Raw genomic sequence first — 17001 nt, 5'->3', positions numbered from 1 at the left:
AAAATGAGCGACTCCGATCTCGTCTTCTATCACTCCCCGCAAACGCGCTCGTCGAGCGTGCTGATCCTGCTCGAAGAACTCGACGCGCCCTATGAGCTGCGCGACATCAATTTCAGGATCGGCGCGCAGCGGAAGCCCGAGTATCTGGCGGTCAATCCGCTCGGCAAGGTTCCCGCCATCGTTCACAATGGAGCGCTGGTTACGGAGCTTGGCGCGATCTTCATCTACCTCGCCGACGCTTTTCCACAGAAAAAGCTCGCGCCGCCCATTGGCGATCCCCTGCGCGGACCCTACCTGCGCTGGCTCGTGTTTTACGGCTCGGCCTTCGAGCCCGCGGTCATCGATCGCCATCTGAAGCACGAACCGCCACAGAGCATGAGCCCCTATGGGGATTTCGACGGCGTGATGGCGCTGATCAACAAGCAGCTTGCCTCGGGGCCATATCTGCTTGGCGAGCGCTTCTCCGCCGCCGACATTCTGTGGGGAACGGCGCTGCGCTGGACGACCGGCTTCGGCCTCGTGCCGGCGACGCCCAAGATTGCCGCTTACATCGAGCGCGTGGGATCGCGTCCGTCGGTCAAGGACGTGGCCCAGACGGATGCGCAATTGCTGAAAATCCACGAGGCCGCCGCGGCTAGCGCAAACGCGTGACGCGCCGCCTCTCCCCGCAGGCGGGGAGAGGCTGTCACCACTCGATCGGCGTCTTCCCCTGCGCGGCGAGGTAATCATTCGCTCGGGAGAAGTGCTTGCAGCCGAAGAAGCCGTTATGCGCCGATAACGGCGAGGGATGCGCGCATTCCAGCACGAGATGTTTCTTTCGGTCGATGCCGGCGCCCTTGCGCCGCGCGTAAGAACCCCAAAGCATGAAGACAAGGCCGTCGCGCTCGCGGGACAGCGTATGCACGGCGGCGTCGGTGAATTGCTCCCAACCCTTGTTCTGATGCGAACCCGCCTGCGCCGCGCGCACCGTGAGTGTCGCGTTGAGCAGCAGCACGCCCTGCCTCGCCCAGCGCGAAAGGTCGGGATCGCGCGAGACGGGATGGCCGAGATCGGCCTCGATTTCCTTGAAGATGTTCTGCAGCGATGGCGGCGGCGGAACATTCGAATGAACTGCGAAACATAGGCCGTTCGCCTGACCCGGTCCGTGATAGGGGTCCTGCCCCAGGATGACGACCTTCACGCTGTCGAAGGGGCATTCGTCAAAGGCGCGGAAGATCTGCGCCGCCGGCGGATAAACCGCGCCGGAGGCGTATTCTCCGCGCACGAATTCGCGAAGCTCCGCGAAATAGGGCTTCTCGAATTCGCTCGCGAGATGCTTCTTCCAGCTTTCGTCGATGCGGACGGGCTTGTTCATGGCGAAGTGTTTAGCACGCCCGGCGCCTGCCGCGCGTCAGTCCTGCAACGGCCCCCACGCGGGATCGCTCGCGTAACCCGGCGTCGGCACCTGCAACTCGGTGCGGCCGAACACGTCCACCATGTAGATTTTCGGCCCGCCGGCGCCGCCGCTTTCGCGGAAGAACATCAGGAACAGGCCGTTCGGCGCCCATGTGGGGCCTTCATTGTGGAAGCCCTCGGTCAGGATGCGTTCGCCGGAGCCGTCCGTCTTCATCACGCCGATGGAGAAGTTGCCGCCGTTCTGCTTGGTGAAGGCGATGTAGTCTCCCTTGGGCGACCACACCGGCGTCGAATAGCGTCCGCCGCCGAAGGAGATGCGTTTGGCCTCGCCGCCATGCGCGCCCATCACGTAAATCTGCTGCGAGCCGCCGCGGTCGCTTTCGAAGGCGATCCGCGAGCCGTCCGGCGAAAAGGAAGGCGCCGTGTCGATCGCGCTCGTGTCGGTGAGGCGCGTCGTCGTGCGTGACCGCAGATCCATCGTATAGAGATTTGTCGAGGAGCCCTGAGACAGCGACATTATGATTTTCTGGCCGTCGGGCGAGAAACGCGGCGAGAAGGTCATGCCGGGGAAGTTGCCGACGACCTCGCGCTGGCTGCTCTCGATGTTCATCAGCAGCACTTTCGGCTCGCCGTCGCTGTTGAAGGCCATATAGGTCACATCGAGCGACGAGGGCGAAAAGCGCGGCGTGACGACGAGGTCGTCGCCGCGGGTCAGATAGCGGACATTGGCGCCGTCCTGATCCATCATGGCGAGCCGCTTGCGGCGCTTGTCCTTGGAGCCCGACTCGTCCACGAACACGACGCGCGTGTCGAAAAAACCCTTCTCGCCGGTGACGCGCGTGAACACGGCGTCCGACAGAAGATGCGCGACGCGGCGCATGTTCGCGGATTCAGTCACATATTGCTGCCCCGCGACCTGCTCGCCGGTGGTGACGTCGAAGAGGCGGAACTCGGTCTTGAGCCGTCCGTCGCCAGTGCGCTGCGAGCGGCCGGTCAGAACGAATTGCGCGTTTATGGCCTTGTAGGCGTCGAGATTGGGCGTCTGGTCGGGCGAACCGTCCTCGCCGACCGTCGCTCCGTCGATCGGCTTCAGAAACACCGAGCGCTTGAAATTGTTCATCGTCACCGAAGTGATCGTGCGCGCCGCCTCGTCGCCGATGAAGGGCGCGACAGCGACGTTGATCGGCTGGAAGCCACCGCCCTTCAGTTCGATGATGCGGCCGGCGCTCGCTGGCGTGAAGGGCGCCATCGCTGCGCCGGCGATGAGTCCTGCGGCGGCGCGACGGGTGATGAGGCGTGTCATGCGAACTGTCTCTTTGAGCGTGAGTGGAATGCGAGGCGCACGGTCAGTTCGAATCCTGGAAACGGATCGTCACTTCATGCAGCGCTTCTTCGTAATAGGGCATGAATTCCGCGGGTATCTTCATCGGACTGCAACGGCGCACGGCCTGCAACGCCTGTTCGCCGCGCGCTTTCTCGGTCGGGCTGGATGACGCGTTCATCAGTCGCGGGCGGCCCTCCAGAGCGCCGTCGCGCGACAGGTGAAATTCGACGACCGGCGCATAGGTCTCGCCGCCCAGCGAGAGCGCCGACGCCCAGCAGGGGTGATAATGGTCGTGGATATAGGACGCGATGCGCGCCTCCATGGACGCGGACAGCTTTTGCGCGGCGCCTTCCGGCGCGCCGAGCGAAGCGGTGCGCACTTCCTTGCCGGTGGAGGCGGTCCGTTGCGGCGCCTCGCGGCTCAGGAGGTTTGCGATGCTCGACGCGTCGAACTTCGATTTCGGCGCGGCCTCGTCTCCTGATTTCGGCTTCGCGCCCTTCGCCTTTTTGTCGGACGCCTCGCCGTCCGGATTCTCCGCCTTTGCCGGCTTCTCCTCGTGCTTCTTGCTTTCGAGAAGTTTCGCGACCTCGTCGGTCTTCAGGCGCGGCTCGGTCTTCGCCTCCGTCTTCGGCTCCGTCCTGGGCTCGGTCTTCGGCTTTTCCGGCGGCCTGGGCGCCGGCGTTTCTTTGGCTTCCTTCTCGGGCTTGGGCCGCGTCGGCGGCTTCGGCTTCACGACCTCGGCCTCCTTCGGCTCGTCCTTTTCCTCCGGCGCGACGGCCTTCGGCTTCGCCGGGGGCGTGGGGGCGGGCTTGGCCTCCACCGGCTTCGGCTCGACAGGCTTCTCGATCTTCTTCTCCGGCTGAGGCCGCACGGGCGGCTCCGGCGCCGGGGGCAGCGCTGCGATGCGTTTGGGCGGCGTCGGCTCCGGCTTGTCGTCCACGCCGGAGTCAGCCTGCCGGCGCAGGGGCGGTGGCGGGGCGGGAACGTCCTTCTTCGCCTCGGCCTGAGGCGGGCGCGGCTTTGTCTGGCTCACCGGCGCGACCTTGTCGACGCGCGGACCGGGTTTGGTCTCGCGCGCCGCCTTCTCGCCCTTTGTGACCTGATTGAGCTGGCTGTCGGTGACGACCTCGACGGGGATCATCTCCTGCGCGTCTTCGAATTTCTTCGCGTCCGAGAACAGGACAAGCGCCGCTGTCAGCAGTCCCGCATGGACGACCGATGAAACAACGAAACCCGGTTCCGAGCGCGAAACTCTCACTTTCGCAAACTCACTTCTTCTCCTGCTCCGTCACCAGAGCAACCTTCTTGTATCCGGCGGTCGTGATGAGCGACATGACCTCTGCGACGCGGCCGTAGTTCACGGCCTTCGAGCCGCGCACATAAATGCGCTCGTCGAAGCCCTGCTTGGCGGCCTCCTTCAGCTTGTCGAGAAGCTGCGCGATCTCGACGGGCTGATCCATGAGGAACACCTGTCCCTTTTCGTCGATCGCGATGGAGACCGGCTTCTGGTCGATGTTGAGCGCGCCCGCCTTTGTTTGCGGCAAGTCGACCGCGACGCCGGTGGCGAGCAAAGGCGCGGCGACCATGAAGATGATGAGCAGCACCAGCATGACGTCGATGAAGGGCGTCATGTTGATCTCGGCCATGGCGCCGTAGCGCGGCACGCCGCGCCGCCGCCTGCCGCCCTTGCGCCCGGGAGTGGAGAGCGACGCGCCCATCGATCAGGCCGCCCGGTCGCGGTTGGACGAGGCCGCGTGCTGGTCGATCTGGCGCGACAGTATGGCGGAGAATTCGTCGGCGAAGCTTTCCATGCGCGCCTGCGCTTTCGCCACGTCGCCCTGCATCTTGTTGTAGGCGATGAGCGCGGGAATGGCGGCGAAAAGGCCGATGGCCGTGGCCAGCAGCGCCTCGGCGATGCCCGGCGCGACGACCGCGAGCGAGGTGTTCTTGGAGGCGGCGATTGAGCGGAAGGAGGTCATGATGCCCCAGACCGTGCCGAAGAGGCCGACAAAGGGGCCAGCGGAAGCGACGGTCGCCAGCACGAGCAGATTGGACTCGAGCTTCTCGACCTCGCGGGCGATGGAGACGTCCAGCACCTTCTCGATGCGCGCCTGAAGGCCCATGAAGGATGCGCTCGCGCCGCTCTGGAACGAGCGTTTCCATTCGCGCATGGCCGCGACGAAAAGCGTCGCCATGCCGGTCGTCGGGCGTTCTGAGAGCTTGCCGTAAAGCTCCTCCAGCGAATTGCCCGACCAGAAGCTCTCCTCGAAACGGTCCATGGCGCGGCGCATGCGGCTGAAAAGCAGCGTTTTGTCAATGATGATCGCCCAGCACCAGACGGAGGCGAGCAGCAGGCCCACCATCACGAATTTCACTACGATATGCGCGCCCCAGAACATGCTCCAGATGGTGATGTCGGCGGCGGGAGCGGCGAGGGGGCTCGCGGCGATTTCGGCTGGATTCATGATTTGTCCTTGCAGCGGAATGCGGCGACGCAGTTCTCGAAATGGACGGCGTTTCCCCGCTCTATCGCCCGCAATTTCGCCCTTTCTGGGGCCGCGGTGCGCCGCACAATATTAACTAGCGGCAAGGTGTTAACAAGCGGTAAGGGTTAAGGATTGGTGAGAAGGTCTTTGACAAGCTCATGGGCCTGAAGAATCATGGCGTTCCGGGCAGGCGACGTTCCGCCCGCGTTTTGAACATTTATTGTGAGCGGGTCATGAATTCCGTTGATTTCGACCGCCTCCCCGGCTTTTGCCGCCGGGAGGATGTCTCCAGCATCATCCGGGCCCTGATCGCCCCGATCCTGTTCCTTCTTCCCTTCGCGCGAGACTTCACGAATACTGAATTTTATTTATATGTAATTGTTTTGATTGCGCTTATTGGTCGTGCAAACTATCTGATGCACTGGCATGTCCACCATCCCTTCACCACCGCGCCGGCCTTCAACCTGCTGCTCGACATGTGTCTGGGCGTGGCGACGGGAATGACGGCCTCCAATTGGCGCATCCAGCACGTCTACGGCCACCACTTTGGCGCGGACGAGCGGTTTCGCGCGCCGGTCGACATGCGCCGTCCCTACACGCCGCGCGCCGCATTTTCATTTTGCTTGCGATCGCTGTGGCCGACCTTTTTCGCGCCGATCCGCGAGGCCTTCGAAAAGGGCGTAAGGCGCAACGAGAAATCGCCGGTGAATTATCGCTGGGCCTTCGTCGAGCAATGTCTGCTCATATTGCTGATCGCCGCGCTGCTGGTCTGGCGCCCGTGGCTTGCGATTTTCTACCTGCTGCCCTGGTACGTCTCGGTATTTTTCATTTCGAGATATGTGGATTACCTCAATCATTACGGATGCGATGAAAGCGGCGCGAATCTCCCGGCGCTCGCCAACAACACCTCACACCGCTGGTTCAATTTCCTCACCGGCAATTTCGGCTATCATACCGCGCATCATCTCCATCCGCGCGCGCACTGGACGCAGCTTCCCGAGCTGCATCGCGAAATCTCGAAAGATATTCCGCAGGCCCATCTCAAGAATTTCAGCTGGTCTTTCCTGCATCTCCCGCATCACTTCTATCTGGCGCGGCTCGGGCGGATGTAGGTCACGACGCGGTCAGGGCGTTCTCGAATTTCGTGCGCACGTCGGCCGGCAGACGCCTCGCGCGACCGTTTTCGACGCACACGACCTTCACTCTGGCGCCCACCAGCAGCTCGCCGTTGCGGATGACGCGCTGATCGAGATCGATGGATGCGCCGCCGATCTCCGTCACGCGCGTCTCCACGCTCAGGAGATCGTCCATGAGCGCGGGCTTCCTGAAATCGATATCCATCGCGCGCACGACGAAGAAGATCGGGGCGCCCGCCGCGCCCTCCAGCAGCGCGCGCTGATCCAGCTCCAGAGTGCGCAGAAGCTCGGTGCGCCCGCGCTCCATGAAGCGAATATAGGAGGTGTGATAGACGAGACCGGACGCGTCCGTGTCCTCCCAATAGATGCGGATGGGGATGCTGTGTTGTGCCTTCATGATTTCATTTCTGGATTCGGGTCTGGTTTGTCGTTTCTCTCGTGACGGCTTTCCTGCAACGCGTCTCTTAACTATCCGGGGCCAACCTCCTTCGGGAACACTGGAAATCCTGTCCGGCGCCCACATATCCACTATCGGAGGTGAGCTATGACAACGCCCACGTTGAATAGTTTCATGCAGTTCCTGGAGAGGGCCGGCGAAATTCTTGCCGTCATCCTGTTCGGCACGATGATGTATTTCGTGCTGGCGGCCTGAGATCGCCTATTCCTCTCCATCGAACAGCCCGAATTGACCTGAAGGCCTCGCCGGTTCGGCGAGGCCGAGGTGTTTGAAGGCGTGGGGAGTCAACAATCGCCCGCGCGGCGTGCGCTGCAGGAAGCCCTGTTGCAGGAGATAGGGTTCGATAATGTCCTCGATCGCGTCGCGGGGTTCGGAGAGCGCCGCCGCGATGGTTTCGATCCCGACCGGCCCGCCGCCGAAATTCAGCGCCACCATGTTCAGATAGCGCCGGTCCATGATGTCGAGGCCGATGCTGTCTACTTCCAGCAGCGACAATGAGCGGTCCGCCAGCTGGCGCGTGATCGTCGCGGCGCCTTCCACGATGGCGAAATCGCGGACGCGGCGCAGCAGGCGGCCCGCGATGCGCGGTGTGCCGCGAGAACGCCGCGCGATCTCCCGCGCGCCTTCCTCATTCATGCCGACGCCCAGTACGCGCGCGCCGCGCCTGACGATCAGCTCCAGCTCCTCGGCCGTATAGAAATTCAGCCGCACCGGAATGCCGAAACGGTCGCGCAGCGGCGTCGTCAGCAGGCCGGCGCGGGTCGTGGCGCCGACCAGCGTGAATTTGGCGAGGTCGATCTTGACCGACCGCGCCGCCGGCCCCTCGCCGATGATGAGGTCGAGCTGGAAATCCTCCATGGCGGGATAGAGAATCTCCTCCACCGCTGGATTGAGTCGGTGGATTTCGTCGATGAACAGAACGTCGCGCGGCTCGAGATTGGTGAGCTGCGCCGCGAGGTCGCCCGCCTTGGCGATCACGGGGCCGGAGGTCGAGCGGAAATTCACGCCGAGCTCGCGGGCGACGATCTGGGCGAGCGTGGTTTTGCCCAATCCCGGCGGGCCGACGAGCAGCACATGGTCGAGCGCGTCGCCGCGCGTCTTGGCGGCCTCGATGAAAACCTTGAGGTTGGCCCGCGCCGCCTCTTGCCCGGTGAAGTCGGCAAGCGTCAGGGGTCGGAAGCTCGTATCCGTGTCGTCGTCGCGCTGTTCGGGGCTGACGAGCCGCCGGGGAGGGGTGGTCAAGAATTGCTCCAATAACCCGGCGCGCGCAGGCTGTGTTTCGCCCGGCGCCGGTTCCGGGTCGTCCGCCGCCGGTCGGCGAGTATATGTCCTCGAGGCGTTGCGAGAAACCTCGCCGTCTGCCGCGGCTCACGGCTTTGTCGCGCGGTGTTTCCGCCTCAGCCACCGCCAGATTGCGCCGTCGCCGTCGCCCTCGCCCGTCAGCACGAATTTGGCGACATTGGCGTTCAGCAGGATGTCCCTCTGCCGGTTCCGGGCGACGGGCGCGCCCGCGAACAGGAGCCGGTCGCCAACTTCGAGAATCGAGTCGTCCGCGGGCAGATCCACGAAGCGGTCGCCGCGCTGCAGGAGAAGCGAACGGCATTTCAGCTTGCGGTCTCTTTGCGACGCATTGCGGCGCATGTCGCCGACTGTGATGGGGACATCTAGATGCGACATGACGTCGAACAGCGCAGGGGTTTCCTCCGCTCCGATCGTGAAACTCCAGAAATCCGGCGTCACCTGTCTGGTCATGACGCCCAATTCGCGCACCAACCGACGAGACCACTCATTGTTCTTCGTGCGGATGATTCGCAGGAACTCGGCCAGGAGCGGCGTCCGGAGCATCGCAACGCATTCATTGGCGATGATCTGGTTGGAAACCATTGTCATGTCGGCGGCGAGAGCTGCGAAAAGCGGCTCGTTTGATACGAGGTTCTGGCGAGCGATCACGAAGATTCCGGGGTTCAGCCGTCGCGCCGAGATCGAAATCGAAAGATTGATCGCGTCATTGTCCGTCGCGGCGACGATGCCGGCGACTTCTCCCACGCCCGCGAGCAACAGCGTGTCCTCGCTTCCGGCGCCTGTGATGACGGGGACGTTCGACGGCGCCTTTCCAGCAGGATCGATGACCGTGACCGCAAATCCCCCTTGTCGAATGGCGTCGACGATCCGCGCGCCGAACCGCCCGTATCCGCACACGATCCAGGCGCCCGGAGGGGCCGGCAGGCGCGGCTTAAGATAATTGCCCGGCGGCCCCACGAGCCAGGTCAACAGGCGATGCGTGTCGGGCGACTGCATCGCGATAAGCAGCTGGTCCGAGAATTCCTCGAAGGGGTCGATGATCTGATAGCCGCCGAGGGATTTTAGCGTATTCGAATTCTCGATGGATTGGGAGCGGCAGATGACCGAGAGGCCGGGACGAAGCAGATAGACGTTTATGGCGATGGCGAGGTTGACGTCGTCGTTGTTGGTCAGGGCGAGAAGTCCGCGGCATTCGGGCTTCTTCAAGCCGGCGGACAGGAGCGCGGCGGGGGTTCGCGCGTCCGCGACGAGGGCCGGAGCGTCCACGCTGTGGTCCCGGATCTGGAGCTCGTTCAGCCGCGCGAGGTCGGAGTCGATGACGACGAACAGGAATCCGAGCCGATCCAGCGCGCTCAGCACGCCGAGTCCTGTCTCGCCAAGTCCGCAGATGATGTAGAAGGGCCGGCGCAGCGCTCTTATATTCCGCCGAAAACGCGCGGCAACGATCGCCTCCTGAAATCCCTTGTCCTGGGCGAGCGCCATCAGCGAACCGAGGAGATAGGCCCAGCCGACGACGGAAAGATAGATGACGAAAGTAACCCATAGGCGCTGGGTGTCCGTGAAGGCATGCGGCGTTTCGCCGAAGCCGATGGTCGTCGCAGTGTACGTTGTGAAATAGAATGCCTGAAAAGGCGTCATTTGCCAGGTCTGACCATTCTCGTCCACGCCGGGAATGAGGCTCAGGCCCACTGTCGCGATTGAGAAGATGACGATGATGAGAACGAGCGGCGCACGAAGTCGCCGCAGCGCGACAAAAAATACGCTGCTCATCTCAGCGTCTCTGTAGACTGGTTTCTACAACCATTATTACGATCGAGACGATGTTCGCCAGAAAGGCGCCCGAGGCGAGCGAAACGATGCTGACAGTATCGAATTCGGACAGTGTCTCGCCGCCGTTCGCCCGATAGGCGAAAAACCAGACGATGCCGGCCGCCGCGAGCTGAAGCAGGGCCACGAGACTGGAAGCCAGATGCACGGCGCCGATATGTGTCCGGTCGCCGAATTTCAGCACGGTGGCGATGAGATTGATGACGACCGCGGCGAAGAACTCCCAGAAATGGTGATGATCCGGATTTGCGATGTCGCCATATACGAAGCCGAAATTCAGCGTCGCTGCGAAAAGGATGAAAAATCCGAAAATGACCTTCTCGAGATTCATGATTTGATCGGCTCCACTGCATCCTCCCCCCGAGCAGGCGTTCTGCTCGGGGGGAGGCATATATAGGAGCGCGGCGGGATTTCGAGCCTGTGCGACACCCGGAAGCAGGCCCTGTCCGTTTCTCCCGGCCTTGTCGCGCGGGCCCGCCCGAAATGTTCGTCAGGTTAGGCGCCGCCCGAACCAGCGCCGCACGCGCGCGCAATAGGTGGCGAAGGCTTCCGGGTGCCGGCGGCGCAGCGCGGCCTCCTCATGGGGGATGATCAGCCGGTCCATGCCCCAGTAATGGCCGTAAAGCAGGGCCGCCGCCAGCGCATAGGACAGCCAGGCGTGCGGGCTCCCGGCGCCGAGACAGATCAGGATCAACGACCAGACAAAGCTCTGCACGAGTGAGAGCACATAGACCGGGTTACGCGAAAAGGCGTAGACGCCGCGCGTCACAAGTTGCTCGGAGCCGATAAATTCGCGCGCGTCGCCGCCCTGTTTCTCGAGATAAATGACGAGCAGGATTTTGATTGCATGCAGCACTGCATAGGTCGAGACGAGTTCGAGCAGCACGGGCGCCAATTGCGGCGACAGCTCGGCTCCGGCGAGAAAAAACAGCGTCGCGGCCGAATATGCGATCGAGGCGGTGAAATCGACGCGGAAAATATTGGAGAATTGCAGGTCGCGCCGAACGCGCTCCGTGAAAAACGCCAGCACGGCCGAGCGCCCACGGCCCTCAGACAAGCTCATTTTATCCCCACAGATCCAGGCGCCGTCGCTGGCGTGAAAATCCGGCCCGCCGACGGACGTTGCAACCCAATGTGGAAAGCCTAGCTGCAGCTGGTTAATCAATCCAGACTTCCCGGCGCAGGCAGCCGGCGGCCGAGAGTGCGGTTAAAAAACGGTTTCCATCCCAGCTTCAAAGCGCCAGTTCGCGCAGTCCCTGCCGGATCAGCGCGCCGGTCTCCGCGCCTTCGCCGAGCGCCTTGACGCTCGCGGCGACGGCGGCGGCGGCCTGGGGGCGGCCGTATCCGAGGTTGACCAGCGCCGAAATGGCGTCGCGAACGGCGGAGGGGGCGCTGGCGTCGGCGTCTTCCCCGGCGAGCTTCGCCACCACCGGATCGACGGCGCCGAAGGCCGGCGCCTTGTCCTTCAGCTCCGCGACGATGCGGGCGGCGAGTTTCGGCCCGACTCCGGGCGCGCGCGCGACCATCGCCTTGTCCTGTGTCGCGATGGCGGAAGCGATCTCCGAGGAGGACAGGATCGAAAGAATGCCGAGCGCGACCTTGGCGCCGACGCCCTGCACGGTCTGAAGCAGGCGGAACCAGTCGCGCTCGACCTCGGCCTCGAAGCCGAAGAGACGGATGGAGTCTTCGCGCACCTGCGTCTCGATGGCGAGCGCCGCGGCCTCGCCGGCGCGCGGCAGCTTCTGCAAGGTGCGCGACGAGCAATGCACGACATAGCCGACGCCATTCACGTCGAGGATCACGAAATCCTCGCCATAACTGTCGATGAGGCCCTTCAGCTTGCCGATCATGCCGATTCCCGCAAAGCCCGCGCTCCGCGATGCTGGGCGTGGCAGATCGCCACCGCGAGAGCGTCGGCGGCGTCGGCGCTGGTCGCCTGGCTTGCGGGCAGGAGCACGCGCACCATCATCTGTATCTGAGCCTTGTCGGCGTGGCCGGCGCCGACCACGATCTTCTTGACGAGATTCGCCGCATATTCCGCGATGACGAGCCCGGCCAGCGCCGGCGCCATCAGCGCGATCCCGCGCGCCTGACCGAGCTTGAGGGTGGATTGTGGATCGCGGTTGACGAAGGTCTCCTCCACCGCCGCCTCATGCGGCCCGTAGTCGGCGATGACCTGCATCAACCCTTCGTGCAACTGCCGCAGCCGATTCCCCATGTCGAGCGCGCCATCCGACTTCACGCGCCCGCAGGCGACGAAGGAAAGTCGCGAGCCCTGCGACTCGATCACGCCCCAGCCGGTGTTTCTGAGGCCGGGGTCGATGCCAAGGATGCGAATCGGTGGGGAGATCATGCCGCAGTCTAGGCGAAGCGGAGCAGGGGAGGGTAGGGGCGGCCTGACGCTTCGGCAGTGTTTTGAAACCGGGCGGTCGCGTCTGGACGCTATTTGACCGCGGCCGGTTGCCCCTCCGCCTTCCCGACGGCGTCCACCACCGCGTCGAACGCCAGCATGGTCGACCCGTGCCGGGCCTTGTAATCCCGCACGGGCTCCAGCACGGCGAGGTCGGACCATTTGCCCTGCGGCGGCGGGCCGTTTTCCTTCAGCATCCGGCGCAACGCCTCTCGGGCCTCGCGCAGCTCTTCGGGGGTCGAGCCCACGACATTTCGCGCCATGATCGAGGCGGAGGCCTGGCCCAGCGCGCAGGCCTTCAACTCGTGCGCGTAGTCGGAAACCTTACCGTCGCGGATGTTTATATCCACGGTGATGGTCGAGCCGCAGAGCTTCGAATAGGCCGAGGCCGTGGCGTCGGGTCGCTCCAAGCGGCCAAGCCTCGGAATATCCGCGGCGAGTTCCAGAATTCGGGTGTTGTAGACCTTGTCGAGCATATCGTCGCAAGCTTGGGGGCGGGGCTTACCTTCGCCCCTTTCCCCCCTTATATAGAGCCCCGTGAGCGGGTGCGAAAGCGCCGCTCGGGCGCAACGCCGGGGCGCCGCAGATCTTGCATGACGCCGGCGAAATCTCGAATTCTCGCGTCGCTCAGGGAGAGGCGAAATTTGAGGGGAACGCCCGGCCGCCATTAGAGGCGGGGGGCTAACGGCGGCGCATGGCCTGCGTCGCGCATCATCTGGAGGCGCCACATGGATGACGTGGTTAAGACCTTTCCCGCTCGCCCCGAATTTGCCGACTCTACGATGGACGACGTAATCGACCGCGCTCCCTCCGGCCGCAAACCCGCAGCGGCCCCCGACGCCACACCCCAGCCGCCCGAGCGCCCCACGCGCGAGGAGGCCGAGGCCGCCGTCCGCACGCTGCTGCGCTGGGCCGGCGACGATCCCAACCGCGAGGGCCTGCTGGAAACGCCGCGGCGCGTCGTGAAGGCCTATGAGGAATTCTTCAAGGGCTATCAGGAATCCGCCGACGAGGTGCTGTCGCGCATCTTCGAAGAGGTGGAGGGCTACGAGGATCTCGTGCTGGTGCGCGACATCCCCTTCACCTCGCACTGCGAGCATCACGTCGTGCCCTTCGTCGGAAAGGCGCATATCGCCTATTATCCGACGGGCGGCGTCGTCGGCCTGTCGAAACTCGCGCGCCTCGTGGACGTCTTCGCGCGCCGCCTGCAAACGCAGGAGGCCATGACCGCGCAGATCGCCACGGCGATCGAGGAGCATCTCAATCCGCGCGGCGTCGCCGTGCTGATCGAGGCCGAGCATATGTGCATGTCCATGCGCGGCGTGCTCAAGCAGGGCTCGTCGACCGTGACGGTGCAGTTCTCAGGCGTCTTCCGCGACGATCCCGGCCAGCAGGCGCATTTCTACACGCTGCTGCGCGGCGCGCGGTGATGTCTGGGCACAGCGACAAGCAGGCGCTGGAGGAGGGGTCCTCCTTCGCGCCCAAGTTCGACGCGAACGGCCTCATCGTCTGCGTGACCGTCGAGGCCGCTACGCGTGAAGTTTTGATGGTCGCCTATATGAACCAGCTCGCGCTGGACAAGACGATCGAGACAGGCGTCGCGCACTACTGGTCGCGCTCACGTCAGTCGCTCTGGCGCAAGGGCGACACGTCGGGGCAGGTGCAGAAGGTCGTTTCGCTCAGCGTCGACTGCGATCAGGACGCGCTGCTGCTCGCGGTCGAACCCGGCGGCGACGGCAAGGCGTGCCACACGGGCCGCAAGTCCTGTTTCTATCGAACGCTGGAAACCGAAGACGGCGCGCGCCGGCTCGTCTTCCGGTCCTGAGCTTCGTCCCGCTCATTGATCGCGGAAAACCTCTTTTCCGGCTTTGGGCCGACTTGAGGCCGCCGTCTCGCAAGGCGGTCGCGCGTGTCGGCTCGCTGGCGAAAGACCGTCGCAATCTGGCCAAAGGTTAACCTATCGGCCATTTTCCGAGCGCAGGCTGGTTCCCATATAAGTCCCAACAACAATGGGACGAGGAAACGTCTGAGCAGGAAAACTAATATGTTATCGCTGCTTCGCAATTACGATTCGACCGTAGCCGAGGACGCGCAGAAGTCCATGTCGACGACTGAAACGCCTGGATCCGTGGCGACGCCGCAGCAACGCGTCGACGCGAGGGGCGGCAGGCCACGGCCGTCGGGGCAGCCGCTGATCGGTCTGGCCCTGGGCGCAGGCGCAGCGCGCGGCTGGTCGCATATCGGCGTGCTTCGCGAACTCGCGGATCAGGGCATTTATCCCGACGTCATCGCCGGCACCTCGATCGGCGCCGTGGTCGGCGGCTGCTATGCCGCCGGCCGGCTCGACCAGATCGAGGCCTTCGCGCGCTCTCTGACGCGCCGTCGCGTCTTCACGCTCATGGATCTGTCCTTCTCGGGGGCGAGCCTCATCACAGGCGAACGGCTGAAGGTGGCTCTGGAACAGGAACTGGACGGGTTCCAGATCGAGGAGCTTCCGATTCCCTTCGCCGCCGTGGCGACGGAAGTCGGCACCGGTCACGAAATCTGGCTTCAGCGCGGACCTCTTTCGCTTGCGATCCGCGCTTCCTACGCGCTCCCCGGCATTTTCGAGCCAGTGCGCGTCTGCGATCGCTGGCTGTTCGATGGAGCGCTGGTCAATCCCGTTCCCGTCACAGTCTGCCGAGCGCTCGGGGCGGAATTCGTCATCGCCGTGAACGTCACGGCGGACACGATGTATCGCGCGCGCGTGATCCGCGGCGATCAGGTCGCCGCCGGAAAGACGCCGGACTCGGGACCGTTCGGCGGGAAGCCCGACGCATCCTTCGTCGATCGCATCCTGCCGCGCTATTTCGATCGCCAACAGGGCGAGGCGCCGAATGTGGCCACGGCGATGATCGACGCATTCAATATCATTCAGGACCGCATCCTGCGCTCACGCCTCGCGGGCGACCCGCCCGACGCGACGATCACCGCGAGGATGGAGGACATCGGAATGTTCGATTTCCACAAGGCGTCGCAACTGATAGATATCGGGCGCTCGGCCGCAAAGCGGGCGCTCCCCAATATCTTCGCGCACATCCCGATACCCGGCGCCTCGGTCTGAGCGTCACGCCTGCGCAATATATTCGCGCATGGAGCGATGCTCTTCCTCGATCACGCGGATGCGATATTTCACGACGTCCCCGATCGAAATGAGCCCGGCCAGCCGCCCTTCCCGGAGCACGGGAAGATGGCGGCGGCGTTCGAGCGTCATCGTCTGCATCGTGGAGTCGACGGTGTCGTTTTCGTAAGCGCTGACCGGGTTCACTTGCATATGCAGGGAAACCGGCTCGTTGAGCGCGTCGACCCCGCCGGTGGCGATGGCGGAAACGAGGTCGCGCTCCCCGATCAACCCGATGACGGCGCCGTCGTCATTGACGATGACGAGCGCGCCAATGCCGTGGCGCATCAATTCCACGGCGATTTCCTGAAGCGTCGCGTTTGGCGACGTCGTCACGACATGGCGACCTTTTTCTGAGAGTATTGTAGCGACCGTCATTGGATCCTCCCACCGCTTGCGGCTGGCGCACGAACAGGCATGCAGACCCTTCCGCGCGCGCCTCGTGTCGGCTTCAGGTGGAGGCGTTGACGCCGCTAGCTCGCGCTTCGCGCCGCCCGATCGAAGGCGTCAAAGGAAAGGAGTCCGAACAGGAACCCTCCGATATGCGCTTCCCACGCTATGGCTTCGCTCGCGCCCGCCGCCTGTGGAAATGCGCCCATAAGAAGATTTACAGCAAACCACGCGATGAGAAACATCATCGCCTGTCTGTTCTCGCCCAATTCCGAAAGCGGCGGCGCATGCGCCGCCTTTCCGTCTTCGACTGCGCCCGCATATTCGCCCAGCCGCGCGCCGGGTCTGAATGCGAAACGCACAATGGCCGCCATGGTTCCGGAAATTGCTGCTGATGCGCCGACCATTGGCGTGAGATCGAATGGGTGCAGAGCAAAATGCATCAACGCGCCGGCAATCGCGCAGGCGGCCAGAAAGGCAAGAAAGACCCGGGTTCCGAAACGGCGCGCGACCGGCGCGCCGAAAGCGGCGAGAGTGAGCGCATTGATCAGGAAATGGGTCCAGTTTCCGTGGAGGAAAGCGTAACTGAGGAGCGTCAGCAAGGCCCCGGGCCCCGCGGCGAAAACAAGCGCGGCCTGCTCCATCGCGCCGGGCGAAAGCGCTTCCCGCGCAGCCAGGGCGTCTATCACGCTCTGTGGCGCAATAAGAAAGGACAGCCGGGCCGGTATGAAGGCGAGCGAGTCATACAAGGCGATGGCGAGCTGCTGCGGCCCATACTCGGTGACGCACTGGATTGCGGCGAGAAGCGCGATCAATCCCGTCACCGAACCCGGCAAGTTGAGAATCTTTTCCCGATTGGCGCTCACACCGTCCCCCATTCCCTACGCGTCTTAGAATAGCGCAGGCGGGACGGCGCGTCTCAAAACGAGCCGACGAAAGTGAGGGGAATGCGTCGATATGAGGGGGAGCGACGGCGGCTGGGTGGGCTTCGATCGCGATTGGCGCGAGGGGAGCGGGAACGCCGGAGCAAACGTTCCCGCTCTACCTTTCGTCGTACGTACAAACACGCGTTGACCGCATTAAATATTTGAAACTTTATACGGGACACAGCTTC

General features: G+C 63.7%; 20 protein-coding genes. 5 read left to right on the top strand and 15 right to left on the bottom strand.

The genetic code is table 11. The annotated features are described in order from the left end of the window. Positions 1-3: 3 nt before the first annotated feature. Positions 4-651, top strand: coding sequence for a glutathione S-transferase family protein (locus tag MET49242_RS07585; RefSeq protein WP_036281951.1), 648 nt, complete (start codon positions 4-6; stop codon positions 649-651). A gap of 34 nt (positions 652-685) precedes the next feature. Here the strand turns inward: MET49242_RS07585 and ung are convergent, their stop codons facing one another. The 5 genes from ung to tolQ are packed head-to-tail and all read right to left on the bottom strand — an operon-like array spanning position 686 to position 5184. Further along, positions 686-1354 carry a uracil-DNA glycosylase gene (gene ung / locus MET49242_RS07580; RefSeq protein ID WP_036281950.1) on the bottom strand — a complete coding sequence of 223 codons (669 nt, stop codon included), beginning with the start codon at positions 1352-1354 and terminating at the stop codon, positions 686-688. Between the two features lie 36 nt (positions 1355-1390). After that, the gene (tolB, locus tag MET49242_RS07575; RefSeq protein WP_036281949.1) at positions 1391-2698 is read right to left on the bottom strand and encodes a Tol-Pal system beta propeller repeat protein TolB; all 1308 of its coding nucleotides are present in this window, start codon (positions 2696-2698) and stop codon (positions 1391-1393) included. Positions 2699-2741: 43 nt separating this feature from the next. Beyond that, complete coding sequence (locus MET49242_RS07570) at positions 2742-3977, bottom strand: hypothetical protein (protein ID WP_036281946.1); 1236 nt, start codon at positions 3975-3977, stop codon at positions 2742-2744. 10 nt (positions 3978-3987) lie between these two features. Beyond that, positions 3988-4437: a biopolymer transporter ExbD gene (locus tag MET49242_RS07565; RefSeq protein WP_036281944.1), complete on the bottom strand. Its 450-nt coding sequence runs from the start codon at positions 4435-4437 to the stop codon at positions 3988-3990. A gap of 3 nt (positions 4438-4440) precedes the next feature. Then, a complete protein-coding gene (tolQ, locus tag MET49242_RS07560) occupies positions 4441-5184 on the bottom strand; it encodes a protein TolQ (RefSeq protein WP_036281941.1) in 744 nt (247 codons plus the stop codon). Between the two features lie 254 nt (positions 5185-5438). On the opposite strand from tolQ, the gene MET49242_RS07555 reads away from it, so the two are divergent. Beyond that, positions 5439-6317 (top strand): fatty acid desaturase, encoded by an 879-nt coding sequence (locus MET49242_RS07555; RefSeq protein WP_036287290.1) that lies wholly within the window; start codon positions 5439-5441, stop codon positions 6315-6317. A gap of 1 nt (position 6318) precedes the next feature. Here the strand turns inward: MET49242_RS07555 and ybgC are convergent, their stop codons facing one another. The 8 genes from ybgC to MET49242_RS07515 form a co-directional block, all read right to left on the bottom strand. After that, complete coding sequence (gene ybgC, locus MET49242_RS07550) at positions 6319-6738, bottom strand: tol-pal system-associated acyl-CoA thioesterase (RefSeq protein WP_036281939.1); 420 nt, start codon at positions 6736-6738, stop codon at positions 6319-6321. A gap of 261 nt (positions 6739-6999) precedes the next feature. After that, on the bottom strand, positions 7000-8040 hold the full coding sequence (gene ruvB / locus MET49242_RS07545; RefSeq protein ID WP_192815584.1) for a Holliday junction branch migration DNA helicase RuvB: 1041 nt from the start codon (positions 8038-8040) through the stop codon (positions 7000-7002). A gap of 126 nt (positions 8041-8166) precedes the next feature. After that, a complete protein-coding gene (locus MET49242_RS07540) occupies positions 8167-9870 on the bottom strand; it encodes a potassium channel protein (protein ID WP_036281934.1) in 1704 nt (567 codons plus the stop codon). A 1-nt stretch (position 9871) separates the two neighbouring features. Next, a complete protein-coding gene (locus tag MET49242_RS07535; protein WP_036281932.1) occupies positions 9872-10258 on the bottom strand; it encodes a DUF6394 family protein in 387 nt (128 codons plus the stop codon). 159 nt (positions 10259-10417) lie between these two features. After that, complete coding sequence (locus tag MET49242_RS23260) at positions 10418-10990, bottom strand: isoprenylcysteine carboxylmethyltransferase family protein (RefSeq protein ID WP_051134069.1); 573 nt, start codon at positions 10988-10990, stop codon at positions 10418-10420. A 169-nt stretch (positions 10991-11159) separates the two neighbouring features. Next, a complete protein-coding gene (gene ruvA / locus MET49242_RS07525) occupies positions 11160-11777 on the bottom strand; it encodes a Holliday junction branch migration protein RuvA (RefSeq protein ID WP_036281930.1) in 618 nt (205 codons plus the stop codon). Continuing rightward, positions 11774-12280, bottom strand: coding sequence for a crossover junction endodeoxyribonuclease RuvC (ruvC, locus tag MET49242_RS07520; RefSeq protein ID WP_036281927.1), 507 nt, complete (start codon positions 12278-12280; stop codon positions 11774-11776). Before ruvC ends, ruvA begins: the two co-directional genes overlap by 4 nt. An 89-nt stretch (positions 12281-12369) precedes the next feature. Then, positions 12370-12813, bottom strand: a complete 444-nt coding sequence (locus MET49242_RS07515; protein WP_036281925.1) for an iron-sulfur cluster assembly scaffold protein — start codon at positions 12811-12813, stop codon at positions 12370-12372. A 252-nt stretch (positions 12814-13065) separates the two neighbouring features. Here MET49242_RS07515 and folE point away from each other — a divergent pair, with 252 nt between their 5' ends. The 3 genes from folE to MET49242_RS07500 all read left to right on the top strand — a co-directional run bounded on the left by folE (position 13066) and on the right by MET49242_RS07500 (position 15440). Beyond that, positions 13066-13767 (top strand): GTP cyclohydrolase I FolE, encoded by a 702-nt coding sequence (gene folE, locus MET49242_RS07510; RefSeq protein ID WP_036281923.1) that lies wholly within the window; start codon positions 13066-13068, stop codon positions 13765-13767. Continuing rightward, positions 13767-14162, top strand: a complete 396-nt coding sequence (gene hisI, locus MET49242_RS07505; protein ID WP_036281921.1) for a phosphoribosyl-AMP cyclohydrolase — start codon at positions 13767-13769, stop codon at positions 14160-14162. Before folE ends, hisI begins: the two co-directional genes overlap by 1 nt. Before the next feature lie 219 nt (positions 14163-14381). Further along, positions 14382-15440, top strand: a complete 1059-nt coding sequence (locus MET49242_RS07500) for a patatin-like phospholipase family protein (protein ID WP_084678928.1) — start codon at positions 14382-14384, stop codon at positions 15438-15440. A 3-nt stretch (positions 15441-15443) separates the two neighbouring features. Here the strand turns inward: MET49242_RS07500 and MET49242_RS07495 are convergent, their stop codons facing one another. Beyond that, complete coding sequence (locus tag MET49242_RS07495) at positions 15444-15875, bottom strand: CBS domain-containing protein (RefSeq protein WP_036281919.1); 432 nt, start codon at positions 15873-15875, stop codon at positions 15444-15446. A 95-nt stretch (positions 15876-15970) separates the two neighbouring features. Beyond that, positions 15971-16753, bottom strand: coding sequence for a rhomboid family intramembrane serine protease (locus tag MET49242_RS07490; protein ID WP_051134482.1), 783 nt, complete (start codon positions 16751-16753; stop codon positions 15971-15973). Positions 16754-17001 lie beyond the last annotated feature (248 nt).

The sequence above is a fragment of the Methylocystis sp. ATCC 49242 genome (genome assembly GCF_000188155.2).
Classification (GTDB): Bacteria; Pseudomonadota; Alphaproteobacteria; order Rhizobiales; family Beijerinckiaceae; genus Methylocystis.
This window is presented reverse-complemented; position numbering and strand designations above follow the sequence as displayed.